Origin of the sequence: Streptomyces sp. R302, assembly GCF_012927245.1 — a bacterium.
GTDB lineage: Bacteria > Actinomycetota > Actinomycetes > Streptomycetales > Streptomycetaceae > Streptomyces.
In genome coordinates, this window is record NZ_JABBGE010000005.1 from 434,485 (window position 1) to 459,557 (window position 25,073).

Sequence of the window (25,073 nt, forward strand, 5' to 3'; positions counted from 1 at the left end):
TCAGGCCGATCCGATCTCGGTCACGGCACCGGAGGGGCCGCGCCACTTGAGCGCGCCGCCCTCGGCGTAGAGGACGCCGCCGTTGGCCGGGTCGGAGGTCGGGACGGTCGTGGCGTTGCGGATGCCGATCACGCCGTCGCCGCCACCGTACGATTCGCCGCTCGTGACGCCGAACATGGCGTTCTGGGCGGCCAGCGCGCCGCTGTTCAGCACCCGCAGCTTCGCGGTGCCCGTCCGGTCGCGTATCTCGATCAGGCGGCTGGCGCTGTCCTCGTTGGCCTGCATCAGCAGACCGATGGGGGAGGTGCGCTGGGCGATCTCCACCCGGCCGCGCGGGGTGGCGCCGATCGCGACACCGATGCCGACGGCGCCGGAGCCCTTGACCACGAGGTCGTCCACGCCGTTGTTCCGCAGCGTGAGGAGATTTCCCCTGGTGGGGCCGGTGGAGTGGGTGACGAAGATGCCCTGGGCGGCGGTGCCGCCCGACTCGTCGGTGACGCCGTCGGTGTCGAGATAGACGGAGATGGCCGCGGCTCCCGCGTCGGAGGCGTCCGCGTGGCCCCGGTGCAGGATCTTCAGCGTGCCCCTGCTCTTCTCCGTCCCGGACAGGTACATCGCCGAGTCGTTCGGGTTGTGGGAGACGACGTTCAGCGCGACACCGTTGCCCGCCACACCGGCCTGGTGGACGGTCAGGGCGTGGAGCTTCGACGTCGCGGTCGTGGACACGGTCCGGAACGTCGACGTCGTACCGCCCTCGGTGCGGAAGTTGCGGGCCAGCACTTCGCCCGGGTACGTCACGTCCCCCTCGGCCTGCTCGGCGGCGGACGCGGTTCCCGCACCGGTGGCCACCGTCACGGCCCCCGCCGTGAACGCCCCCAGGAACAGCCTGCGCGTACTGGTCACTCTCACTCCTCGTCCCGCCGTGATCGACAGTCCGGCAGGCTACGCCCGGGCGACGGCCCGCGCCAGAGCGAACGGACGCCGCCGCCCGGCTGACGGCTGGCCGCGAGCTCAGGAGCTCAGGAGCTCAGGGAGCTCAGGCAGTCAGGCCCTCAGGTCCACTTCGTGCACGAGACCGTGACGTTCGACCAGTACATGTACGGGCTGATCTGCCGCGTGTACGGGATGCCGGACTGGCGGCACGTGTAACGGGCGTAACCGGCGAACGACGCCTTCGTGTAGGCGTCGTTGTATGCGGAGGATTCGGCCGTCCACACGCTCGACCCGGTGCCGAAGCCGCTGAAGTACTGGGTCGTCGCGACCGCCGTGCCGGCCGCCGATGCCGTGCCCACGCTGCCCAGGCCCATCAGGCCGAGCACTGCGGTGAACGCGAGAGCCAGACGTAAGAAGGATCTCTTCATTCTCGTTTCGTCTCCCTGGTCATGGAGCGTGTCTCGATCCGGAGGAGAAGCTAACAGCGCGTCGGAGTCCCCGAAGACGAGTCCCACAAGAACGCCGAAGAAACCTGAAAGTGCCCAACTTCGTTGCGGGGAACGTTATTTGGCCGGATCGAAGGGGTGTCGGGTGTCGCGCGAGGCGGTCGAAGCGGGGCTCCACGCGCCGCCCGCGGCACGCTTCGGTGCGCGAACGCGTTCGTTACGATCGGTGTATGACCACGAAGCGAGAACCCGTCAGCCGACGAGAACGACCCGCGAAGCCCGCCCTCACGCAGCGGGGGATCGTCGACGCGGCGGTGCGGGTCATGCGGTCCGAGGGGCTGAACAAGGTGACCATGCGGCGCCTGGCGCAGGAGCTGGACACCGGCCCCGCCTCGCTCTACGTCTACGTGGCCAACACCGCCGAGCTGCACGCCGCCGTCCTGGACGCCCTCCTCGGCGAGGTGGACCTGCCCGCCGACGAGGGCGGGACCGGCTGGCGTGACGACCTCGTCGCCGTCCTGACCTCCTACGCCCGCCTGCTCTTCGAGCACCCGCAGCTGGCCCGCTCCGCGCTCGTGGCCCGCCCGAGCGGGGCGAACTACCTCGACCTGGTCGAACGCCTCCTGCTGCTGCTCTCCCGCAGCGGCGCCCCGCGCGAGCAGGTCGCCTGGGGCGTGGACAACCTCCTGCAGTACGCGACCGCCACCGCGGCGGAACACGGCACCCAGGAACGCGACCCGAGGAGCCAGGACGACTGGGACGCGCTTACCCGCGCCGCGCACGGGGCGGACGAGACCCGGCACCCGATGATCAAGGCGCACCTGCCGGCGCTGCTGTCCGGCACCCAGGACGCCCGGCTGGCCTGGGGCTTCGACCTCGTGATCAACGGCATCGTCCACACCCCCGTCCCGGATCCCACCGGCTGATCGCATGAGGCCCTGAGGGCTGCGCGTCCCCGCTTCGGGCGGCCGGTCCAGGTCGCGCCAGGCCCGGACGTCGTGCGACCCGGAGCACGGCGTACCCCTCGACGAACTTGTTCGCTACGAACATGTTCGTTACTTTGGAAGGGCAGGCCGTGCACGTCGTCCGCAGCGTCAACCCCTTCACCGCCCCCAGGAGGACCTCATGAACACCCACCACCCCATCGCGATCATCGGCGGAGGTCTCGGCGGCCTCACCGCCGCCCGTGTCCTCCACGTCAACGGCATCGAGGCGGCCGTCTTCGAACTGGAGGCCTCACGCGAGGCCCGCACCCAGGGCGGCATGCTCGACATCCACGAGGAGAACGGCCAGAAGGCCCTGCGCGCCGCCGGCCTCTACGACGGGTTCCTCGACATCATCCACGAGGGCGGCCAGGCCATGCGCCTGCTCGGTCCCGACGGCACCGTCCACGTCGCGGAGGAGGACGACGGCACCGGCGGACGCCCCGAGGTCGACCGCGGCGACCTGCGCGACCTGCTCCTCGACTCCCTTCCCGACGGCACGGTCCACTGGGGCGCCAAGGTCACCGGTGTGCGCGCCCTGGACGGTGGACGCCACGAGGTGGCCTTCGCCGACGGCTCCGCCCTCACCACCGACCTGCTGATCGGCGCCGACGGCGCCTGGTCGCGCGTGCGGCCCCTGCTCTCCGACGCCGAGCCCGCCTACACCGGGATCTCCTTCGTCGAGACCGACCTGCTGGAGGCCGACACCCGCCACCCGCGCAGCGCGGCCGTCGTCGGCGGCGGCTTCTTCATCTGCCTCGGCGGCGAGCGCGGCGTCCTCGCCCACAAGGAGACCGACGGCAGCCTGCACGTCTACACCGCCCTCAAGGTGGACGAGGGCTGGCTGGACACGGTCGACTTCACCGACCTGCCGGCGGCCAAGCGGGCCGTGCTCGCCCGCTTCGACGGATGGGACGAGACCCTGCGCGGCCTGATCGCCGACGCGGACACCATGACCCCGCGCCGCATCCACGCCCTACCGGTGGGTCACCGCTGGGACCGCGTGCCGGGCGTGACCCTGCTCGGCGACGCCGCCCACGTGATGTCCCCCTTCGCCGGCGAAGGCGCGAACCTCGCCATGTTCGACGGCGCCGAACTCGCCACGGCCATCGCCGCCCACCCCGGCGACACCGAGGCGGCCCTGACCGCCTACGAGGAAGCCCTCTTCCCGCGCAGCGAGGCCTCCGCCGCCGACTCCGCCCGGAGCCTGGACACCATGTTCGCTCCCCGGGGGCTGGAGCGGATGGCGGCGTTCTTCACCACCGGCCCGGCGGCCCCGTAACCCCCGCGGGTGGGTTCACGTCCGGCTGGTGGAGGTCAGACGCGTGAGGGCGCGGTCGTGGACGCGGCTGAGGAGGAGCAGGGAACAGACGGCGCCGATCAGAGCGCAGAACATGTCCCACTGGGTGTCCCACACGTCTCCCTGCGTGCCCAGGAAGGCATCGGCGGCCTGGCCTCCGGTCACGGCCGCCAGCCACTCCAGGATCTCGAAGGTCGCGCTGAAGGCGAGGCAGGCGCAGACGGTGAGCGGCGCGAGCCATCGGCTGCCGCGGAGCGGGGACGTCCGGAGGAGGAGCTCGCGTACCAGGAGGGCCGGGACGAAGCCCTGCATGAGGTGGCCGAGCCGGTCGTACGGGTTGCGTTCCAGGCCGAGCAGGTCGCGCACCCAGTCACCGGCGGGGACGTCCGCGTAGGTGTAGTGCCCGCCCACGATGAGCACCAGCGCGTGTACCGCCAGGAGTCCGCAGAGCAGGTCGCTGAGCGGGAACCGCTTGCGCAGGAGCACGATCACCGGCAGGCCCAGCATCACCCACACCGTTTCCAGCAGCCAGGTGAGGGGGTCGGCCGCACCGAACGCCGAGACCACGAGCGTCGTGGCGACGGCGAGCGCGAGCGCGGCCGGCAGCCGGCGGCGGGAGGCCGACCGCTCGCCGGGGGAGAGGTCTGCTGCCGGACGGAACGCGGACATCGATGACTCCTTGGGTGCGGGGTGTGCGCACATCCTCATGCCGCCACGAACGCTCGGCATGAGTGCACCTACTCAACTGATGTGCCTGAGTAGCTCGTTGACTGCCGATCGCACGGGCGGCCGCCGGACTGTCCGGGGAGGTGGCGGCAGGCCGCCACATGCCCGGACCGGGGCCTCGGCCGCCGACGCGCATCTCCCTCCCTTCGGCGATGGTCTGGTCCCTGCCGGCCGGCATCATGGCGAACGCCACCGGCAGTTGCGCGGCGAGGCGGTCGCGCAATCTGCTCGTAGGACAGACGGTGGTGGAGCACGGGCCGCCCCGTGACGTCGCTGATGATCGCGGCGATGTCGTCGTAGCCGAGCGCCTCGGGTCCGGTGAGGACGAGATCGGTGTCGGGCGCCTGCTCGTCCGTCAGCGCGCGTACGGCGACGGCCGCGACGTCCTCGGCGTCGACGAAGCCGACCCGGACGCTCGCGGTGGCGGTCCGGATGGCGCCCTCGTCGCGCACGCTGCGAGCGTGCGCGTGCTCGCCGCTGAGGTTCTGCATGAATCACGAAGGCCTCAGCACCGCCCACTGTTCGAACAGCCCGGGCAGGGCTCGGTGGACCGCTCCCACCGCCGGGCCGCCCTGGGGGATGGCCGAGGAACTCAGCAGCACCACGCGGTGCACGCCGGCGGCGCGGGCCCGGTGGAGGAACGGCAGCATGGTCGCCGCGGGGTCGGAGTCACCGAGCGGCGGTATCAGGTAGACGCGGTCGACTCCGTCGAGGGCGGCCGCGTGGGTGGCGGGTTCGTACCAGTCGAAGGGGACCGCCTCGGTGCCGGCGACCGGGGTGGCCCGGCGGCACTAGGCTGCGCCCGCGACCAACCGACCGGAACGAGGAGGCGGCACCGTTGCGAGAGAGCGTGGAGGAGCGACACGGCAGGATCCTGCGGCTCGTCCGCGAACGGGAGAGCGTACGCGTCAGCGAACTCGCCGCCGGTCTCGGCGTCTCGGTGGAGACCGCCCGACGCGACGTGGCCGCGCTGGCCGCGGTGGGACGCGTACGGCGGCTGCACGGCACCGTCACCTGGCCGACCGCGCCGCTCAACGCCCGCGACGCCCGCCTCGCCCGCCGTACCCCGCCGAACGCGCGGGGCGGCCTCGTCCTGGGCATGGTCGTGCCCGTCTCCGACTACTACTTCCGGTCGGTCATCCAGGGAGCCCGCCGGGCCGCCGCCGACGTGGGGGTCCGACTGCTCGTCGGCGTCACCGACTACACCTCGGCACGGGACCATCAACACGTCGCCACGCTGCTCGACGCCGGTGTCGACGGTCTGCTGCTCGCGCCGAGCTGGGCGGCCGACGGTCCCGACGAGGCGGAGGCGGCGCCGTTCGCCGAACCCCCGGTCCCCGCCGTTCTCGTCGAGCGGCGGATCCCCCTCGGCGTGCCCGGATCCCACCTCGACCGCGTGGTGTCGGACCACGCGGGCGGAGCGGCGCTCGCCGTCCGGCACCTCGCCCGGCTCGGGCACCGGCGCGTCGCGCTACTGGCCCGCCGCACCCACACCAGGCCCGCGGTACGGGAGGGCTATCTCTCGGCGATCCGGGCGCTCGGCCTTCCCGAGGACGACCTCTCGCCCGATCCGGACGGCCCCGGCGGTCACCCCGACGACATCGGCGGGGACCGCCTGTTGGCCGGCATCGATGCCGGGGAGATCCGCGCCGGGCTCGTCCACACCGACATCGACGCGGTCAACCTCCTGCACCGGCTCCGCGCCCACGGCGTGCGCGTGCCGGAGGACTTCGCGCTCGTGTGCCACAACGACGAGCTGGCCGCGCTCGCGGACGTGCCCCTGACCTCCGTGAGCCCGGCCACCTTCGCGGTCGGCGAGGCGGCGGTCCGGTTGCTGGTGCGCCGCCTGGAGGACCCCGACGCCGCGCACTCCGCGGTCGAGTGGCTGCCGCGACTGGTGGTCCGGGACTCCTGCGGCGCCGGCCGGGTGTCCGAGAGCCACGAGGCGCCCGAAGGATGCCCGCGGTAGACGTCCCTCCGTCCCTCCGTCCCTCCGCCTCTCTGTCCGTCCGTCCCTCCGTCTTCCGCCCGTCCGCCCGTACGACGCGGGCGCCGACCGGCGCGTCCACGCGGAGTGACCGAATACTGCCCGAGTCGCCCTCGTCCCTTGACGGCTAGAAAGCGCTTGCGCAGGCTGCGTGCGGAAGGCCCCGAGCCCCGAGCCGAACTCCACCGCTCCCGCCCCGACTTCCCGCAAAGGCTGGTCCGCCATGTCCTCATCCTTGCGCCGCCGCACCCTTCTCCAGATGACCGCAGGCACCGCTCTGGGCCTCGGCGCCGGCACCGCCGTCGCCACGGCCGGGGCGACCCCGGCCGCAGCGACGACCGGAGGCCCCCAGGACTTCGCCGCACTGCGCGCCAGATGGCGCGAACTCCTCCTCGGTACCGGCTTCAGCCCCACCGCCGAGCCCTTCAGGAGCCTCCTCGCCGACCTGGGGAGGACCGCCCGGACGTACCTGTCGACCATGGCCCCCGCCGACGGATCGCTGTGGCCGGACGCGGTGTGGCGGGACCCGGAGCCGGACACGGACGCGGAGTCGTACGCCTACTCCGCCAAGATGAAAGACAGTTACCACCGCATCGGGACCCTCGCCCAGGCGTGGGCCCAGCCCGGCACCGGGCTCACCGGCGACCCCGCCGTCCTGCGAGCGGTCCTCGACGGCCTCGACCACCTCCACGCCCAGGTCTACAACGAGACGACCGTCCGCTACGGCAACTGGTGGAACTGGCAGATCGGTGCCCCGCAGGCGCTGATGGACACCTGCGTCCTTGTCCACGACCACCTGACGGCCCAGCAGATCGCCGCGTACTGCCGGGCCGTCGACCACTTCGTGCCCGACTCGGTCTTCGACGCGTACACCGGCACCTCCACCGGCGCCAACCGCGTCGACCTGTGCCGCAGCGTGATCCTGCGCGCGATCGTCGGCGAGGACGGCGGCCGGATCGCCCGCGCGGTCGCCGCCCTCGACCCCGTGTTCCCGTACGTGACCACCGGCGACGGCTTCTACGCCGACGGCTCGTTCATCCAGCACCGCAACGTCCCCTACATCGGCGGATACGGCTCCGTCCTCCACGACGGCGTCGGACGGCTCATGGCGCTGCTGCGCACGTCGCCGTGGCCGGTGGCCTCCCCGGACGCACAGCTCTTCCTGGACACCGTCGACAACGCCATCGCGCCGTTCGTCCACAACGGACTGATCATGGACAACGTGTCCTCCCGCGGCATCAGCCGCGCCGGCACCTCCGACCACACCAGGGCACACGCCCTGCTCGCCACCATCGTGCTCGTCGGACAAGGCGCGAGCGAGGCCGAGAACGCCCGGTGGCGCGCCATGGTCAAGGGCTGGATGCGGCGCGACTACCACGCCCCGCCGCTGAGCAACCCGAAGCTGAGCCTGGCACGCGCCGCCCTGCTGCAGTCCCTGCTGGACGACACCTCGACCGGGCCCGCGCCCGAGCCCGTCCAGCACCGGCTGTTCCACCACATGGACCGGGCCACCCACCGCCGCCGAGGGTGGTGCGCCTCGGTCTCCATGGCCTCGAAGCGCGTCGCCCACTACGAGTACGGCAACGGCGAGCACGCTCGCGGCTACCACACGGGCGCCGGCTGGCTCTCCTGGTGGGGCGACGACTTCGGCCTGGAGCAGTACTCGGACGCGTACTGGCCGACGGTCGACCCGTACCGCCTCCCCGGCATCACCGCCTCCCGCAAGCCGCTCGCCGACGGCGAGGGCGGCAACTGGGGCCAGCCCATGCCGGACGCGGCCTGGGTGGGCGGCACGACCGACGGCGAGTTCGGTGCCACCGGGCAGCACCTCATGGGCCTGTCCTCCACGATGAACGCGAAGAAGTCGTGGTTCTGGCTGGACGACTCCGTCGTCTGCCTGGGCGCGGGCATCTCGTCCACCGACGGCCACGCGGTGGAGACCACGGTGGACAACCGTGCCCTGAAGGCGGCGGAGACCCCGGCACTCACCGTCGACGGACGGGTGCAGCCCGACGGGCAGGGCGTGCGGCGCACCTTCGAGAACGCCGGCTGGGCGCACATCGAAGGGCACGCCGGCTACGTCTTCCCCCGGGGACTGAGCCTCGCCGCCCTACGCGAGGAACGCACCGGCGCCTGGCGGGACATCAACACCGGTGGACCCGCCGACCCGCTCACCCGCCGCTACCTCACCCTCTACACCGACCACGGCACCGATCCGACGGACGCCGACTACGCGTACGTACTGATGCCCGGCGCGAGCCTCCCCGCGACGGCCCGGCGAGCCGCCGACAGGGGGTGGCTGCACCTCCTCGCCAACACCGGCTCGCAGCAGGGCGTCCGCGTACCCCGTCTCGGTCTCACCGCGGTCAACTTCTGGACCGCGGGCGCCGTCGGCGGGCTCTCCGCCGACGCGCCCGCCTCCGTCCTCGTCCGCGAACACCGCGACGGCACGGCGACCGTCGTCGTCTCCGACCCGGCCCGCCAGGCGGCCACCTTGCGGATCACCTGGAGCAAGCGGATCGCGGCCGTGATCTCCACTCCGCCCACCGTCACCGCAGTCACCACCACCGGCTCGGCTCTGACGCTCACCTTCACCGGCCTGGACCGAACCGCCGGAGCCCCCCAGCGTGTCCGGGTACGCCTCGCCTGAGGCGACACGACCGGTGACACGTTGCTCTGCTCGTGGTGCGGCGACACCAGCTGACGGGATGGGTCACGGACGGGGTCAGCCGCCGGAGCGGGCCGCGCGGAAGCCCGTACAACCGAAGCGTTTCCACGTGGTCCGGTCGTCGGTCTCGGTACGGTAGACGACCACCGTCCAGTCGCCCGACCTCGACGTCACGGGCGGAGTTCCGGGGAAGTCCCGGGGATACTCCAGGGTCCTCCCTGCCGGGCCGACCCGCAGCGGGCGCGTGGTGTGGCCGAATCCCGTTCCGCCGGGCGGCTTCACGCCGGTCACCATGCGAGGGGTCCCCTCGCTCGTGAAGGGCAAGCCCACCTCGGCCGAGGAGTCGCCGGAGCGGTACGGGACCGAGGTCGAGGTGGAACCGGCGGACGGGCCGCCCTCGGCGGGCCGGTCGCACTCCAGGACGCCCAACCGCGCCTGCTTCGGGTCCTTCGAGAGGGCCCAGCGGACCTCGGCGGCGGACTCCGCCCGTGGGGCGGGACCGGCGGCCTCGGTGTGCTCGGGGGACGGGGAGGGAGCGCCCCGTCCGGGTGTGCCCGACGGCGTCGGCCCGCCGCTGACACCCCTGCGGGTGCCGTCGCTCCCTTCGCCCTCCTTCCATACCTGCCAGGCGGCGGTGCCCGCCACACCCGCCACGCCCGCCAGCACCAGGACCAGGGCCACCGCGCCCCATCCGCCGCGTCGGCGGTGCCCCGGCTCCCGGTGCGGGCTTCGGTCCGGGTCGTCGGTGGCGTCCGGGGCGACGAGGGTCGGCGCGGGTCGGCGGAAGGGGCGGGTCCGCCGGTGCGGCGCAGCGCGCGACGACCTCCGACACGGCCGGGCGGTCGGCGGGATCCTTCGCCACGCAGTCCCGGATCAGCGCGAGCGGCCCGGGGTCCGAGTCCGCCGCCCCGGCCAGGTCGATGTCCTCGTACACCGCCCGGTAGGAGACGGCCTCGGCCGGGCCGTCGCCGAAGGGAGGCCGGCCCGTCGTCACGTACGCCATGGTGGCGTCCGGCGCGAAGACGTCCGCGGCGGCGGAGGTCTCGTTGCGCGGCAGTACCTCCGGGGCGGTGAAGCCGGGGGTGCCGGGCGCGGCGCCCGTCCGCGTCAGGGCCGTGTCGTCGAGGCCGCGCGCGATCCCGAAGTCGATGAGCCGGGTCCCCTCGGCCGCCAGGATCACGTTCTGCGGCTTGAGGTCCCGGTGGGTCACCCCGTACGCGTGGACGTCCGCCAGGGCAACCGCGAACGCCTCGAACAGGCCGCGGCACGCCGTCGGCGTGAACGCCCCCTCCTGGGACACTGCCTGACGGAGCGTCGGACCGGGGACGTACTCGGTGGCCGGCCAGTACGGCGGTTCGCGCAGCGACGCGTCCACCAGTTGCGCGGTGTGCGGGCTGCTGCGGACGGCGCGCACCGTCGCGACCTCCCGCCGGAACCGGGCCGGCGCCTCCCGGTGCCCGGTGATCTCCTCCCGAATCACCTTCGGCGCGACCATCCCGCCGCCCGGCGACCGCGCCAGGTACACCTGCCCCATGCCGCCGACGCCGAGCCGGCCGAGCAGGCCGGCCGAGCAGGCCGGCCGAGCAGGATGTGGTCGCCTGTGCGCGCGGGGGGTCACGGATCCCGCTGCCCGCCGCGCGGGGCCGCCCCGCTCCCGGCGGTGCCGGGCGGATCCGGCGGGGGATCGCCCGCCGCGAGGTGCTCCAGGACCTCCGCCAGTTCCTGGCAGGCGCGGCGTACCGACCGGCGGGTCGCGCGCTGCTCGGTGATGACGGCGGCGAGGAGCAGGGCGGTCAGGGCGGCGGAGCCGTTGAAGGCCTGGAGCTTGACCATGATCTCGACGTCCGACAGGTGGAGGAACGCGCCCCGTCCGGAGGTCGCCTCGAAGGTGGTGAGCACGGAGGCGAAGAGGGCGCACAGCATGCTTCCGACGAGCTGGAAGCGGAGCGCTGCCCAGATCAGCAGGGGGAAGACGAGGAACAGCACGCTCATCGGGCTGAGCACGGCCAGGGGCACGAGGACCACGGTCGCCAGCGTCAGGAAGGCCGCCTCCTTCCAGCGCTCCAGCCGGAACCGGCCGGCCGGCCGCCCGAGGACGAGCAGGAGCGGGGCGACGAGCAGCACGCCCATCGTGTCGCCCACCCACCAGGCCAGCCAGACGGCCCAGAACTCGCTCCTGTGCAGGGACCCCGTCGCCACCTGCAGTCCGACCCCCGCCGTCGCGCTGATCAGCATGGCGCCGAACCCGCCGAGGAAGACCAGGGCGACTCCGTCCCGCAGCCGCGCCATGTCGAGCCGGAAGCCGACCCGTCTCAGCAGCAGGAAGGAGCAGAGCGGCGCGACGGTGTTGCTCGCCACGGTCACCAGCGTGGTGGGGCCGGGGGTGGTGAGGGAGGCGATGACGAGGAAGGAGCCGAGGGCGAGCCCGGGCCAGACCCGCGCGCCGAGCAGCAGCAGGGCGGCGACGGCGACGCCGGTGGGCGGCCAGATGGGGGTGACCACCACGCTCTCGACGACGAGGCGGCCCAGCAGGCCGAGCCGCCCGGCCGCGTAGTAGCAAGCCGCCACGGCCAGCGACGCCAGGGCCGTCTCTGTAAGACTTCGGAACTGCCGAGTGACCAACACGCCAGCCATAAGACACCGGCCGGGCCGCCACGACCGGACAAGGACGCCTGCGTGTCGGGCGCCACCGTAGGTCACGAGCCCGGACCGTCCCGGTGCGCCAGGACGCCGGGACGCCGGGACGCCGACGGACCCCGGCCGCTCTCGTCCGATCCGGCCGGATCATGCCCCGTGGGCGGAGAGTCGCCCCTCCAGGGACAAGGCCCCGACCAGGGACCCGACACCCTCCGCCTTCACCGCTCGACCGGCGACCGGTCCGATCCGCCGTCATGGCCGACGACCAGGACGGCCGCGTCGTCCTCGTGCCCCACCGTGGCCGCCAGCCTCATGACGGAGGTGGCGAGCGCGTCGACGCCCAGGCCGGCGACGGCGGTGATCCCGGCGAGCCGCATCACCTGGTCCAGGCCGTCGTCGAGGTGGAGCGAGGGTCCCTCCACCACCCCGTCGGTCAGCAGGACGAAGACGCCGCCGGCGGTGAGCCGGTGGAGCGTGGTGGGGTAGTCGACGCCGGGGAGCACACCGAGCGGAGGCCCGCCCTCGCCGTCGTCGATGCCGGAGTGGCCGTCGGCGGTGGCCCAGATGTGGGGAATGTGGCCGGCCCGGGCGCACTCCAGGGTGCCGGCGACGGGGTCGAGCCGAAGGAAGGTGCAGGTGGCGAAGAGGTCGGCGCCCAGCGAGAGCAACAGGTCGTTGGTGCGACCGAGCAGCTCACCCGGCTCGTCGGTGACGGAGGCCAGCGCGCGCAACCCCACGCGGACCTGCCCCATGAAGGCGGCTGCCTCGATGTTGTGCCCCTGGACGTCACCGATGGACATGCCGATCCGCCCGCCGGGCAGGGGGAAGGCGTCGTACCAGTCACCGCCGACGTTGAGGCCGTGGTTGGCGGGCTCGTAGCGGACGGCGAGCCGGGCGCCCGGAAAGCGGGGGAGGTCCGAGGGCAGCATGCCTCGCTGCAGGGCCACCGCGAGCTCGACACGGGAACGCTGCGTCTCGGCCAGCTCCCGAGCCCTGGCGGTCAGCGACCCGAGCCGGGCCAGCAGGTCCTCGCTGCTGTCGGCCGGCCGTCTGCGGAACATCGATCACTCCGACGTGACGAGAGCCCTCGTATCAGTTCGTCCCATCTCCAGCGCGCAGGACCAAACGGACCACCTCGGTAGGAAAGGTCCACCCCCACTCTGCCCGGAGGCGCCGACGTCCGCATCTCATCGACCCCGCAGCCCACCCCACCTCACGAAAATGCGGCGGCCCGCTCCCGACGGCCCCGGCCGGTCAGAAGCCCCGCGGGGACGGCAGCGGGAGCCGCAGGTCCTGGCGTGCCTGCTGCGGTGTCGCCCGGCAGGTCACGTCGGCGGCGGGCAGCCGGCCCGTCGTCAGGTAGGCGGTGGCGGTCGCGTCGGCGCAGGAGCCGGAGCCGTACACGCCGTGGCCCTGGCCGCCGAGGACGGTGGCCAGGCGGGCGCCCTTCAGGGCCCGGCGCAGGCCCTGCCCGCTGACCAGCGGCGTCTGGGAGGCCCACTCGTTCTGCAGGATCAGCGCGCCGGAGGAGTTGTTCACCCGGGTGGCGGGCTCGGAGCCGGCGGGCCAGAACGCGCACGGCTTGATGTGCGAGGCGATGTCGCCGTACAGCGGGTACGCCGCCCTGTCGCGGATCGCGTCCCGGCGGTACCGCTCCGGGTCACGGGGCCAGGCGCGGGTGTCGGCGCAGACGACGGACCAGAAGCTCGCGTCCGTGTTGTCGTCGGGGACGTCGGCGCCGGCCCGCGCCGCGGCGCCCGAGGCGAACGACGGCGGGGCGGGCCGCTCCGGCGCGGTCCGCCGGGACGGCGCCGGCGGGGTGCCGCCCGCGGCGGCGGCCCTCAGCCGGACCACCAGTTCGGCGGCGGCCCGCGGGTCGAAGAAGGAGGCGCGGGTGCCGGACCTGATGTCGTCGCCGGTCAGCCGCATGCCGTCGAGTTCGACCGGGGTGCGGTCGGCGTCCGCGACCAGCTTCCAGAAGGCCGCGCGGACCTCGCCGGGGGTGTCACCGAGCCGGTACGTGGCGTCCCGCCGTGCGGCCCAGTCGGCCCAGCGGGTGAACGCCGGTTCGGCGCCCTCCGCCCACACCTGGATCATGCCGCGCCAGACCCGCGCCGGGTCGACGGCGCTGTCCAGCACGAACCGGTCCGCACGGCGCGGGAACATCTGGGTGTAGACGGCGCCGAGATAGGTGCCGTAGGAGTAGCCCAGGTACGAGATCTTCCTCTCGCCGAGCACGGCACGGACGACGTCCATGTCGCGGGCGGTGTTGCGGGTGGTGAGGTGGGGCAGGACGGCGCCGTTCCGCGCGCGGCACTTCTCGGCCACGGTCCGCGCCCAGCGCACGTCCCGGTCGAACGAGGCCGCCTTGTACGGGCGTTGCCAGGCGAGCTCGTCGCCGGTGAGGCCGCAGCTCACCGGCGAGCTGCGGCCGACGCCCCGCGGGTCGAAACCGATGAGGTCGTACCGCTTCTTCACGGCGTCGGGCAGCTGGGGTGCCATCCACAGCGGCATGTCGAGGCCTGCCGCGCCGGGGCCACCGGGATTGAGGAGGAGGACCCCGCGCCGCTCCCGGGGGCTGGTGGCCCTCGCCCGGGAGATCGCGAGGTCGAGTGTCCGGCCGGCCGGGGCGCCGTAGTCGAGGGGAACCTTGATGGTCGCGCATTCGAGGTCGGCGGGCGCCTGCGGATCGCAGGGCGCCCAGCGCGGCTTCTGCCGGGTGTACCACCCCAACGCGCCGGCGGAGGCAGGGGCGGTGACGGAGACGGTGACGGTGACGGAGACGGCCGCGGCCCGCGGCGAGGCGGCGGCGACGGCGGGGGTCAGGGCGGGCAGGAGCGCCGCGGCGGCGGTGACCGCCACGACGGAGGCTATCCGGGTGCGCACAGGGCGTCAGTTCCTCGTGGGTGCGGAGGGATCGGTCCGCAGCACCCTTTCGCGGATCGAGGCGGTGCGGAATCCCGCGCGAGGTGCGGATCGTCTACGCCTCGGGGAGGAGACGGGCCCGGCGAAATGGTCCCTGGGGAGGCGAACGCACCGGGCCGCTTTTCCGTCCCGGCCGCGGTCGACGGCATGTCCCGGCACGTCCCGGCACGTCCCGGCACGTCCCGGCGCGTCCGGTGCGTCCGGTGCGTCAACCGGTCCCGGGACGCCCCGGATTGTTTGCCCGGCGCGTCAGTGGTCAGGCGGAGGACATGGAGAACTCACCGCGGCTGTTGATCGCCCTGTGCGGCTCCGCGCTGGTCGCGTACGCCGTCGTCCGCGCGGCGGACTACGCGGCCCGCCGCGCGCACGTCCGGCGTCCCGGCACGCCCCTGTGGGGGTTGCTGCGCCGCTGCCGTACGCCCCTGTTCGTCGTCCTGTTCACCGCCCTGCTCGGCTGGGCGATGCGTGTCGCCGAGTGGACGCCCGCGCAGGACCACGCCGGGCTCGTCGACCGGCTCCGGGTGCTCTGCCTGATCGGCAGCGGCGCCTGGCTGACGGTCCGCGTCGCCACCGCCCTCGTGGAGTCCTCGTACGCGCGCTACGCCGGGCGCACCCCGGACCGGGCGAGGGTGCGGCGGGTGCGGACCCAGGTCACGCTGCTCACCCGGGTGGTGTCGGTGGCCGTCGGGGTGATCGCCTGCGCGGTGGCGCTCGTGACCTTCCCGTCGTTCCGGGCGCTGGGCACGTCGCTCCTCGCCTCGGCCGGGATCATCGGCATCGTGGCCGGCGTGGCCGCGCAGTCGACCCTCGGCAACCTCTTCGCCGGCTTCCAGATAGCCTTCGGCGACATGGTCCGGATCGGCGACACGGTCGTCGTCGACGGGGAGTGGGGCATGGTCGAGGAGATCACCCTGACCTTCCTCACCGTACGCACCTGGGACGAGCGGCGGGTGACGCTGCCGGTCTCGTACTTCACCTCGCGCCCCTTCGAGAACTGGTCCCGCGGCGGCGCCGAGATGACCGGTACGATCTACCTCCACTGCGACCACGCCACCCCTGTCCCGGCGCTCCGGGCGCATCTGCGGAACTTCCTCGCCGAGTGCCCCGCCTGGGACGGACGCGGCTGGGACCTGGCGGTCACGGACACCTCGCCCACCGGCATCACCGTCCGCGCGCTGGTCACGGCGAAGGACCCCGACGAGCTGTGGACGCTGCGCTGCGGGGTCCGCGAGGAACTGGTCCGCTGGCTCGCCACGGAGCACCCGGCCGGATTGCCGAAGATCGTCACGGCTCCGCCCCCGCACGGCGAGGACGGACCCCCGTCGCTCGCCTGAGACACTCGGCCGCGCCGGCCGCCGCCCTCCCACCGCTCGTCGCGGGGTGCTCCCGGCTGCCGGAACGTACGGGTTGCCCCCAACGTACCGGCCGGCTGTCGGGCAAGCTGAGGGCATGAGCGACTTGTACGGTGCCGCCGTCGTCCTGCGTCCCTCGGCCCCGGAGGACGTCCCCGCCCTGGCCGCCATCAGGGCCACGCCCGAGGTGCGGGCCCGTTGGCGGGGCGAGGACGACCTGGCCGGGGAAGTCGCCTCCGACCTGGACGACCCCGACACGCGCTGTCTGACGATCCGGTTCCACGACCGGATCGTGGGCATGATCCAGTGGTACGCCGAGGACGAGCCGGACTACCGGCACGCCGGGATCGACCTGTTCCTCGACCCGTCGGTGCACGGCCGGGGCCTGGGCACGGACGCCGTCCGCGCCCTCGCCCGCCACCTCGTCGACGACCACGGCTTCCACCGGCTGGTCATCGATCCGGCGGCCGACAACGCGGCGGCGATCCGCTGCTACGAGAAGGTCGGCTTCCGCCCCGTCGGCGTGATGCGCCAGTACGAACGGGGCGCGGACGGCACCTGGCACGACGGCCTGCTGATGGACCTGCTGGCACCGGAACTGGTGCGCTGAGCCGACCGGGCCGGGACGCCCTGAGGAAGACACCTCCGACGCCGCTGACGCGACGTCCTCCGCACCGGGGCAGGTCGGCAGCGGCCCGTTGGCCGCTGTCCAATTACCGCCCGGACGTCCGTCCCTCCGCGCGTCGGAAGGCCCGCGCCCTGCCTGCGGCCCGGCCGGGTCGGCCGCCCCCCGGCCGACCCGGCCGCCGTCCAGGCGGCGGGCCGCCGGTTCGAGGCGTTCTCCCGCCGACGGCTGCTGAGCCGGGGCGGGCGGGCTGGCCGCCGCCGGGATGGCGGTGGCGGGCGCGCCGCAGGTGGGCGCCCTGACCCGGCCCCGCCGCTGCGGCCCCCACCGCCTCCGGCATCCCCCCGGGCACCCGGCCCGGCGGCACGTACGACCGGCACGTGGCGCAGCTGGCCGCCGAGGGCAGGTTCTCCGGAGGGGTACTGCTGCCGCATCGGGGCCCGCGCGCACCCCTACATGGCGCTGGCCGATGGCAGCCACGTGGACGCGGTCCGCCATCTGGACGAGGGCAGCCCACACCCCTACGTGCTGGGCAAGACCCCGGGGGCCGTGCCTTCATCGATGCCCCTGGGGACGGTGGCTTCGCCACCGCGCGGGACCTGGTCCGTTTCGCGCGTGCGCCGGGCGAGGGCACCGTGCTGCACCGGAACCACGCCGAGCTGTTCACCGGGCCCGAGATTCCCCTGGCCGCCGAGGGGGGCGGCCTGGCGGCCCGCCGGAACGTGCCCGTCGACGCGTCGTTCGGGACTTACCCGATGCCGGTCGGCCTCGTCAGCGGTCAACGGCTGTGGAGCCGCGCCGGTGCCGACCCCGGCGTTGGCGCCGGCTGGAGCATCCGTCCCGACACCGGCTGGATCGGCGTCATCTTCACCAACCGCGACGGCGCGCCGCTGGGGGACATGGGACATCACTGAACAGGAGACCGGGGCCCTGGTCGGCCATGGTTGACGTCGGGCGGTTTCCCGGGAGGGATCCAGAGGTCGGAGCGATGAGTTCTCGCGGCTCCGCCGGTCATAGTGAGTGAATCCACCTCACCGGGGAGAGCACAGTGAACGAGTACGAGCAGGCACGCATCACCGGCATCGGCAACATCGCCGTTCCCGTCGCGGATCAGGACAAGGCCGTCGAGTTCTACGTCGACGTCCTGGGGCTGCGGAAACGGATGGATGTCCCACTGGAGCAGATCGGCGGACGCTGGATCACTGTCGCTCCCGACGGGGCCGAGACCAGCATCGCGCTGGTCCCTGGCGAGTCCACCGGCGTCGACACCGGGATCAGGCTGTCTGCCGGTGACGTCCCGGCCGTCCACGCACGTCTCAAGGAGCGGGGGGTCGACGTGGACGACCTGATCCAGTGGCTCGGAGTGCCACCCATGTTCACCCTTCGGGACCGCGACGGCAACGTCCTCGTGATCGTCGGATAGGCGCGCGCCATGACCGCACTGGACAAAGAGTTCACCGCGACGCTGCGGAAGAGCCCGAACAAGGGCGGCTGGACCTATGTCGTGATGCCCGGATCGGCCGAATACTTCGGCACCCGTGGGCTCGTGAAGATCCGAGGGACGATCGACGGTCACCCGTTCCGGAGCTCCTTCATGGCGCTGGGCGACGGCACGCACAAGCTGCCCGTCAAGGCCGACGTACGCGAGCTCCTCGGAAAGGGCCCCGGCGACGAGGTCACCATCCACCTGGAAGAACGCATCGAGTGACTCGAGAGCCGGGACCGCGCGCGAGCCCGCGCCGGGGTCCCCGCGCCGGGGTCCCCGCGCCCCCCACCGTACCCACCAGCTCATCGTGATCATGGCTCTGACCTGCGGATTTCGTATGAGTCCCTGGTGTGAACAGTGGGCGAATCCCTGGCGTGACGGGTTCTCGACGTGCCGTGCCACGTCCTAGCCTCCCCGCCATGCCCGACTTCTCACGCCGTAAGGTACTCGGCACTCTCGCCGCGGGGTCCGCGCTCTCCGTCCTGCCGCCCTCCCTCCTGACGGCCATGGCCGCCCCGTTGCCACGCGGTGGCCTCCGGGCCGTCGAGCACGTCATCGTGCTGATGCAGGAGAACCGCTCCTTCGACAACTACTTCGGCACCCTCAGGGGCGTCCGCGGCTTCGGCGACAGCAGAGCGCTGCGCCTGCCCGACGGTACGAGCGTGTTCGAGCAGCCCCGCTCCGGCGGGCCCGCCGTCCTGCCGTTCTCCGCGCGCCAGTCGGCCGTCGAAGCCGGACGGCCCGAGAGCGACATCCAGTACCTCGGCTCGCTGCCGCACGGCTTCACCGACGGGGTACAGGCCCGCGCGAACGGATGGTGGAACGACTGGATCGCGGCCAAGGGCCCGAGCACCATGGCCCACTACGACCGGCGCGACATCCCCCTCCAGTACGAACTCGCCGACCGCTTCACCCTCTGCGACGCCTACCACTGCTCCGTCTTCGGCTCCACCAACCCCAACCGCAACTACCTGTGGACCGGCACCACCGGGTTCGAACCCGGTGGCGGGGGCCGGGCCGTCACCAACGCCGCGTACTCCTACGGCCACGCCGGCTACGACTGGACCACCTATCCGGAGCGCCTGGAGGCCGCCGGGGTGTCCTGGCAGATCTACCAGGAATGGGACAACTTCACCGACAACGCGGTGGAGTACTTCAAGCCGTGGAAGCGGATCGGCAGGAAGATCCTCACCGCCGCCGGGTTCGCCTACGCCACCACCGAGGAGTTCTACGACAAGCTGTGGGCGAAGAACGCCGGTGAGCGCCGGGCCGATCTGGACCGGTTCCGCACCGCGGTCGACGCCCTCCCCGAGGACGAGCGCCGGCTGTTCCTCCGCGGCGCCTACCGCTCCGAACCGGGCACCCTGCTCACCCGGATCAAGGCCGACATCAAGGCCGGGACCCTCCCCGCGGTCAGCTGGGTGGTGCCCACGGCCGCACTGTCCGAACACCCCGGCTCCTCCACGCCCGTCGGCAGCGCCGGCCTCGTCTACGACCTCCTCGACGCCATCGCCGCGGACCCCGGGACCTGGTCGAAGACCGCGCTGTTCATCAACTTCGACGAGAACGACGGCTACTTCGACCACGTCCCCGCTCCCACCGCCCCCAGGCCGGACTCCGGCGACGGCGACGACTGGGCGGGCGGCCGCCCCGTCGGCCCCGGACCGCGCGTCCCGATGACCGTCGTGTCCCCCTGGACGGTCGGCGGGTTCGTGAACTCCGAGCTCTTCGACCACACCTCGGTGATCCGGTTCCTGGAGAAGTGGACCGGGGTCCAGGAACCCAACATCAGCGCCTGGCGGCGCAGCGTCTTCGGCGACCTGACCTCCGTGTTCGACTTCGAACGCGCCTACCGGCAGCCCGACGTGGAGCAGCCCGGCGCGGTCCCGGCACCGATCGGCCGCTGGAATCCGGTGCCCCCGGCGACGCAGGCGCGGCCCGTCCAGGAGCCCGGCGTCCGCCCCACCCGGCCGTCCCCGTACCGGATCTCGCTGCGCGCCACCGTCACCGGCACCGAGGTGCGGCTGGGGCTCGGCAACGAGGGGCGGCGGGCCGCCGCGATCACCGCGTACCCGGGGGACGGGACCGCTCCGCGGACCTGGACCGTCGCCGGCCGGGACAGCACCACCGGCAGCCTGCCGTACGGCCCCGAGGGCTACGACCTCCAGGTGCACGGCCCCGGCTGGGCCCTGTGGGAACTGCGTGGCGCGGGCATCGGCGCCGAGGCGCGGGTCGTGGAGCGCGCGCACGCCCGCAGCGTGGACGTGGAGTGCGGAAACCCGTCGGAGCGGACCCGGACGCTCCTGGTGGGGGAGTCCACCCATCCGCGGCGCGGCCAGGGCGGCGTACGGACCGTCCGGCTCGCGCCCGGCCGGAGGAGGACGGTGTCCGTACCGCTCGCCAGGCACGGCTGGTACGACATCGTGGTGCTCGACGTGGACGATCCGCGCTTCCTGCGGCGGATGTCCGGCCGGCCCGCGGACAGCGGACCGGGCGCCACCGACCCGGCGATCGGGACCGGGCCGGCGCTGAGCGCTGCGCTCACCCTGCCGGAGCCGCTGCCGCCGTTGACCGCCCCGCTCGTGCAGGGCAGCCCCACCGAGGTGACGGTGCGCATACGCAACGAGGGGACGGGCCGGCTGCGGGACCTCGCGGTGTCGCTGCCGGCACCGGCCGGCTGGACGGTCGAGTCCTCCGGGCCGGTCCCGCGGAGCCTGCCCGGCGGCGGTTCGGCGGACCTGCGCTTCACGGTCACCCCCGCGGCGGACGCCACCGCCGCCACGCTCACCGTCGCCGCCCGCGCCGAAGGCGACGGGCTGCTGCGTGTCGCGGACGCCCGGGTCCGGGCCGAGGTCGCGCACCCGGTGACCCTGACCCTGACCGCGCCGGCGAGCTCCCCCGGCACCGACGGCTGCGCGCTCTACCCGGAGCAGCCGCTGGCCGTGACCGCGACCGTCACCAACGCGGGCGACGCCCCGCTCACCGACCTGTCGGCGGCGCTGGCGGTACCGGACGGATGGCGCGCCGAGGCGGCCGCCGGCACCCCGGCCTCGGTCCCGGCCCGTACGTCGGTGAAGGTGGTCTGGGAGGTCACGGCGCCCGCATCGGCGGCCCGCACCTCGGCGACGCTGAAGGCGACCGTCGGAGCGCGCACAGCGGCCGGTGCGGCGGTGGAGCAGGCGGGGTCGCTGGCCACCCGGGTGGGGCCGGTGATGACCGGCCACCTGCTCGCCGAGAACTTCGAGTCCCTCGCCGACCGGCTGGCCCCGGCCACCGACCTGAGCCGTCCGGGACTGCGGGGCTGGACGCGGACCGCGCCCGAGGGATGGACGGTCACCAACGCGGCCGGGATGCCGCAGGGCACGGAGGAACTCGACGGCTGGTCGTTCCTCTCCCGGCAGTTCTGGTTCCCGGCCGGCCAGGAACGCGCCGCGTTCGGCCGGTCCCTGGGCGTCGTCGCCGTCGCCGACCCGGACGACTGGGACGACACGGGCAGCCCGTCCAGCCGTGGCCGCTTCGACTCGACTCTCATGACGCCCGCGGTCGCGATCCCGGCGGGGACCCCGACGCTGTACCTGGGCTTCGACTCCCACTACCGGCAGGAGAGCCCGCAGGAGGCGGAGGTGACCGTGGTCTTCGACACCGGCGCCACCTCTCGGGTGCTGCACTACTCCAGCGCGCCGTCGGGGAACACCAACGGCGGCCGCGACCAGCAGAACCGTCTCGTGACCTGTTCCTTCCCGGTGCCGGCCGACGCGCGCTCGGTGAAGGTGGGCTTCAGGGTCCACCACGCGGGCAACAATTGGTTCTGGGCCGTGGACAACATCAGGCTGGGAACCTCCCCGGTCTCCGACGTCTGACCGGCCGCGGCCCCCACACCCCGCCCCCGGAGATCCACCCCGCCGGGGAACTGCGCCCTGGACGCGGTCCGGCGGGGTGTGGGCGACTCCATTCGGTTCTGGGTGCTCGTATGCCGTCCCGGCCGAGGCCTCAATGGCCGAAACGACAGCGAGGAGCCAGCGATGACCGGGTGCGGTTTCCGCGTCGGCGGAAATCCCCCTGACCCCCATGATGGTGGTCGAGCGTACGGTGGCGGACGAGATGCCCGCCGAGCGGACCACTCCGCTGCCCTTCGGCTTCGGTGTCCTGGTCGGCCCGTACGAGGCGTTGCTGCGGGGCGGCGGCGCCGAAACGGCGCACTGGGCCGGCTGCTTCGCCGGCCGCAACGTTCTGGGCATCGAGGCCGACGGGACGATCAAGGGCTGCCCGTCGCTCCCCACCACGGCGTACGCGGGTGGCGCCGTACGGGACATCGGCATCGCGGAGGCGTGGGCGTCCGCCCCCCCAGCTGTCGTTCGCACGCAAAAGCCGCGGTCGGGACCTGTGGGGGGGGGGGGGTTCTCCGCCGGCTGCTATGACGCGGACGTGTGCGAGGGCGGCTGCACCTGGACGTCGCACTCCCTGCTGGGGCGGCCGGGAAACAACCCGTACTGCCACTACCGGGCCCTGGAGCTGAGGAAGCAGGGCAAGCGTGAGTGGGTGGTCCGCCGGCTTCCCGCACCGGGGACGTCGTTCGACCACGGCCGGTTCGACGTCGTGGAGGAACCCGATCCGGACGCCGACTCGACAGCCCAGGCGGCGAAGGCGCCGTGGCCGGCGCTCCCTCGACCGGAGCCCGCCACGGCGGCGGGACACGCCGAGCCGCACCTGCCATCCCTCGTGCTCTGCCACGGATGCAACTCCTACGTGCTTCCGGGCACCGAGCTGTGCCCGCACCGCGGGGCGGACGTCCCGGCACGGCAGGACGTGTACGACCGCGCGCTCGCCGATGCCCGGCAGGCATCGACCCGACTCGCGCGCATCATGCGGGACTCGTAGAAGGAGTTCGGAAGTGAAGCAACCGCGGCCGACGCTCGACGAGGTCCTCGGACATGCGGGTGATGGACGAAGCAGAGGTCCAGGAGCTGGCCGAGTATCCGAACGTCCCGGCCGCCGAGCTCAGGGGCCCGCTGAAGGTCTACGACGCCCAGTGCCCGGCTTGTGCACGCCGCATCGCCTTCCTCGACTTCGCCAAAACGGCCGTAGGACTCGGAAGACACAGCAAGGAGGGTCTACGCGGTGCCGAGACGGCGGACGCGCCGTCAGCTGTGCGCAGTGCGGGAACGACGTTCCACGTCCGAGGATGAACGGGTCGTACTCGGAGTACCTGTCGACCGACTACGCCTACGCCTACGCCTGACGCCCACGGCCCTGTTCTCCGAAGTCACGGGAACCGTACGTGAGTCGTGAAGGCCGCTTCGAGGACGACGCCCGGCTCCTGGCTCGCGGAGAGATGCCACCCGTTCCGGTGGATTGGCCGAACTCTGTGTAGACCGGATAGATGCCTGAGGCATGTAGTGGGTGTGGCGCCAACGCCGGAGCCAACGATCCGCCGTCTGCGAGGTTCCTGATGACGACAACGGACGAAGCCGTCGCCTTTCCCCAGAGCCGATCCTGCCCCTACCACCCCCCGGCCGCCTACGACCCCCTGCGCCAGGACCGTCCCCTGTCCCGGGTCACCCTGTGGGACGGCCGGGACGTGTGGTTCGTGACCGGACACCGGACCGCGCGGGCCCTGCTGGCCGATCAGCGCCTGTCCACCGATTCCACCCACCCGGACTTCCCGATCCCCACGGAACGGGCCCAGGCCCTCCGCAGCCGCCGGCGCGCCGCCCTCCTCGGGTGGGACGACCCCGAGCACAACGTCCAGCGCAGGATGCTGATCCCGAGCTTCTCGCTCAAGCGCACGGACGGCATGCGTCCCCGGATCCAGGCGACCGTGGACAGGCTGCTCGACGCCATGGAGGCGGAGGGCCCGCCGGCCGAACTGGTGAGCGCGTTCGCGCTGCCGGTGCCCTCGATCGTCATCTGCGACCTGCTGGGTGTGCCGTACGAGGACCACGACTTCTTCGAGGAACAGTCCCGACGGCTGCTCCGCGGCCCCACGGGGGAGGACATCGAGGACGCGCTGGCCCGGCTGGAGGGCTACCTCGGCGACCTCATCGACCGCAAGCGCGCCAAGCCCGGCGAGGGCGTCCTGGACGACCTGGTCGCACGGCAGGCGCGCGAGGGCGGTCCCGACCGCGAGGAGCTGGTCCAGCTGGCGACCATCCTGCTGGTCGCGGGGCACGAGACCACCGCCAACATGATCTCCCTGGGGACGTACACGCTGCTGCGGCACCCCGAGAGGACGGCGCAGCTCCGAGCGGATCCGAGCCTGCTGCCGACGGCCGTGGAGGAGCTCCTGCGGTTCCTGTCGATCGCGGACGGCATGCTGCGCGTGGCCCGTGAGGACCTGGAGATCGACGGGACGGTCATCCGCGCCGGTGAGGGCGTGGTGTTCTCCACCTCCCTCATCAACCGCGACGACGCGGTCTACGCCGACCCGGACGCCCTGGACTGGGAGCGGACGGCCCGGCACCACGTCGCCTTCGGCTTCGGCATCCACCAGTGCCTGGGCCAGAACCTGGCGCGCGCGGAACTGGAGATCGCCCTCGGCACGCTGCTGCGGCGCCTGCCGGGCCTGCGACTGGCGGCGCCCGCCGAGGAGATCCCCTTCAAGCCCGGCGACACCATCCAGGGGATGCTGGAACTCCCCGTCACCTGGTGAGCGCCCCCGCCGGGCCCGAATCCGGCTCCACGAGAAGGGAACGCCCACCGGTGCGCATCTCCATCGACCCGGACATCTGCATGGGAGCGGGCCAGTGCGCCCTGGTCTCCCCCGATGTCTTCACCCAGGACGACGACGGCTTCGGCACCGTCCTGCCCGGCCGCGAGGACGGAGCGGGCGGAACCCTGGTCCGCGAGGCGGCCCGCGCCTGCCCCGTCCAGGCCATCAGCCTGGGGGAGAGGCAGGCGCCGGACGGGTGAGGAACGGCGACAGACGCACCGCTGCCCTCCCGCGGCGAACAGCGTCTCAACATTCCCGTACAACCATTCGGCTCGCCCATGAGTCAGATCGGGCGC

The 25,073-nt window shown here is 73.1% G+C and carries 21 protein-coding genes and 2 pseudogenes; 14 read left to right on the forward strand and 9 right to left on the reverse strand.

Annotated features, from left to right (window positions below; translation table 11 throughout):
- Both HHL19_RS18275 and HHL19_RS18280 read right to left on the reverse strand, forming a co-directional pair.
- Window positions 1-903 carry a hyaluronoglucosaminidase gene (locus tag HHL19_RS18275; protein WP_169090856.1) on the reverse strand — a complete coding sequence of 301 codons (903 nt, stop codon included), beginning with the start codon at window positions 901-903 and terminating at the stop codon, window positions 1-3.
- Between the two features lie 149 nt (window positions 904-1,052).
- Entirely contained in the window at window positions 1,053-1,361 is a 309-nt protein-coding gene (locus HHL19_RS18280) for a hypothetical protein (RefSeq protein WP_169090858.1), read from the reverse strand.
- A gap of 248 nt (window positions 1,362-1,609) precedes the next feature.
- Between HHL19_RS18280 and HHL19_RS18285 the strand changes: the two genes are divergently transcribed.
- Window positions 1,610-2,305, forward strand: coding sequence for a TetR/AcrR family transcriptional regulator (locus HHL19_RS18285; protein ID WP_169090860.1), 696 nt, complete (start codon window positions 1,610-1,612; stop codon window positions 2,303-2,305).
- Window positions 2,306-2,504: 199 nt separating this feature from the next.
- The gene (locus HHL19_RS18290) at window positions 2,505-3,644 is read left to right on the forward strand and encodes an NAD(P)/FAD-dependent oxidoreductase (RefSeq protein ID WP_169090861.1); all 1,140 of its coding nucleotides are present in this window, start codon (window positions 2,505-2,507) and stop codon (window positions 3,642-3,644) included.
- A gap of 15 nt (window positions 3,645-3,659) precedes the next feature.
- Here the strand turns inward: HHL19_RS18290 and HHL19_RS18295 are convergent, their stop codons facing one another.
- Window positions 3,660-4,331: a DUF2238 domain-containing protein gene (locus HHL19_RS18295; RefSeq protein ID WP_169090863.1), complete on the reverse strand. Its 672-nt coding sequence runs from the start codon at window positions 4,329-4,331 to the stop codon at window positions 3,660-3,662.
- Window positions 4,332-4,515: 184 nt separating this feature from the next.
- Window positions 4,516-5,188, reverse strand: a pseudogene (locus HHL19_RS18300) (ergot alkaloid biosynthesis protein); the annotation flags it as partial.
- Window positions 5,189-5,226: 38 nt separating this feature from the next.
- On the opposite strand from HHL19_RS18300, the gene HHL19_RS18305 reads away from it, so the two are divergent.
- On the forward strand, window positions 5,227-6,357 hold the full coding sequence (locus HHL19_RS18305; protein WP_169090865.1) for a substrate-binding domain-containing protein: 1,131 nt from the start codon (window positions 5,227-5,229) through the stop codon (window positions 6,355-6,357).
- 241 nt (window positions 6,358-6,598) lie between these two features.
- Window positions 6,599-9,025 carry a polysaccharide lyase 8 family protein gene (locus HHL19_RS18310; protein WP_169090868.1) on the forward strand — a complete coding sequence of 809 codons (2,427 nt, stop codon included), beginning with the start codon at window positions 6,599-6,601 and terminating at the stop codon, window positions 9,023-9,025.
- 75 nt (window positions 9,026-9,100) lie between these two features.
- Here HHL19_RS18310 and HHL19_RS36800 read toward each other — a convergent pair whose 3' ends face one another.
- The 5 genes and pseudogenes from HHL19_RS36800 to HHL19_RS18330 form a co-directional block, all read right to left on the reverse strand.
- Entirely contained in the window at window positions 9,101-9,724 is a 624-nt protein-coding gene (locus HHL19_RS36800; RefSeq protein ID WP_206325337.1) for a hypothetical protein, read from the reverse strand.
- A gap of 145 nt (window positions 9,725-9,869) precedes the next feature.
- A pseudogene (locus HHL19_RS36805) lies at window positions 9,870-10,661 on the reverse strand (serine/threonine-protein kinase); the annotation flags it as partial.
- Window positions 10,658-11,677 carry an MASE1 domain-containing protein gene (locus HHL19_RS18320; protein ID WP_169090872.1) on the reverse strand — a complete coding sequence of 340 codons (1,020 nt, stop codon included), beginning with the start codon at window positions 11,675-11,677 and terminating at the stop codon, window positions 10,658-10,660. The pseudogene HHL19_RS36805 and the gene HHL19_RS18320, both read right to left, overlap by 4 nt.
- 221 nt (window positions 11,678-11,898) lie before the next feature.
- Window positions 11,899-12,741 (reverse strand): PP2C family protein-serine/threonine phosphatase, encoded by an 843-nt coding sequence (locus HHL19_RS18325; protein ID WP_169090874.1) that lies wholly within the window; start codon window positions 12,739-12,741, stop codon window positions 11,899-11,901.
- 193 nt (window positions 12,742-12,934) lie between these two features.
- The gene (locus tag HHL19_RS18330) at window positions 12,935-14,566 is read right to left on the reverse strand and encodes an alpha/beta fold hydrolase (protein WP_169090876.1); all 1,632 of its coding nucleotides are present in this window, start codon (window positions 14,564-14,566) and stop codon (window positions 12,935-12,937) included.
- Between the two features lie 308 nt (window positions 14,567-14,874).
- On the opposite strand from HHL19_RS18330, the gene HHL19_RS18335 reads away from it, so the two are divergent.
- The 10 genes from HHL19_RS18335 to HHL19_RS18380 all read left to right on the forward strand — a co-directional run bounded on the left by HHL19_RS18335 (window position 14,875) and on the right by HHL19_RS18380 (window position 24,977).
- A complete protein-coding gene (locus HHL19_RS18335; protein WP_169090878.1) occupies window positions 14,875-15,939 on the forward strand; it encodes a mechanosensitive ion channel domain-containing protein in 1,065 nt (354 codons plus the stop codon).
- 115 nt (window positions 15,940-16,054) lie between these two features.
- Window positions 16,055-16,567, forward strand: a complete 513-nt coding sequence (locus tag HHL19_RS18340) for a GNAT family protein (RefSeq protein ID WP_169090880.1) — start codon at window positions 16,055-16,057, stop codon at window positions 16,565-16,567.
- 395 nt (window positions 16,568-16,962) lie between these two features.
- The gene (locus tag HHL19_RS18345; RefSeq protein WP_169090882.1) at window positions 16,963-17,496 is read left to right on the forward strand and encodes a serine hydrolase; all 534 of its coding nucleotides are present in this window, start codon (window positions 16,963-16,965) and stop codon (window positions 17,494-17,496) included.
- Between the two features lie 134 nt (window positions 17,497-17,630).
- A complete protein-coding gene (locus HHL19_RS18350) occupies window positions 17,631-18,005 on the forward strand; it encodes a VOC family protein (RefSeq protein WP_169090884.1) in 375 nt (124 codons plus the stop codon).
- Window positions 18,006-18,014: 9 nt separating this feature from the next.
- Entirely contained in the window at window positions 18,015-18,290 is a 276-nt protein-coding gene (locus tag HHL19_RS18355) for a DUF1905 domain-containing protein (RefSeq protein ID WP_169090886.1), read from the forward strand.
- 197 nt (window positions 18,291-18,487) lie between these two features.
- Window positions 18,488-21,928 (forward strand): phospholipase C, phosphocholine-specific, encoded by a 3,441-nt coding sequence (locus HHL19_RS18360; protein ID WP_169090888.1) that lies wholly within the window; start codon window positions 18,488-18,490, stop codon window positions 21,926-21,928.
- Between the two features lie 208 nt (window positions 21,929-22,136).
- Complete coding sequence (locus HHL19_RS18365; protein WP_169090890.1) at window positions 22,137-22,946, forward strand: hypothetical protein; 810 nt, start codon at window positions 22,137-22,139, stop codon at window positions 22,944-22,946.
- A 53-nt stretch (window positions 22,947-22,999) separates the two neighbouring features.
- The gene (locus HHL19_RS18370) at window positions 23,000-23,254 is read left to right on the forward strand and encodes a hypothetical protein (protein WP_169090892.1); all 255 of its coding nucleotides are present in this window, start codon (window positions 23,000-23,002) and stop codon (window positions 23,252-23,254) included.
- A gap of 263 nt (window positions 23,255-23,517) precedes the next feature.
- A complete protein-coding gene (locus HHL19_RS18375; RefSeq protein ID WP_169090893.1) occupies window positions 23,518-24,717 on the forward strand; it encodes a cytochrome P450 in 1,200 nt (399 codons plus the stop codon).
- 50 nt (window positions 24,718-24,767) lie between these two features.
- Window positions 24,768-24,977 carry a ferredoxin gene (locus HHL19_RS18380; protein ID WP_169090895.1) on the forward strand — a complete coding sequence of 70 codons (210 nt, stop codon included), beginning with the start codon at window positions 24,768-24,770 and terminating at the stop codon, window positions 24,975-24,977.
- Window positions 24,978-25,073: the final 96 nt, after the last annotated feature.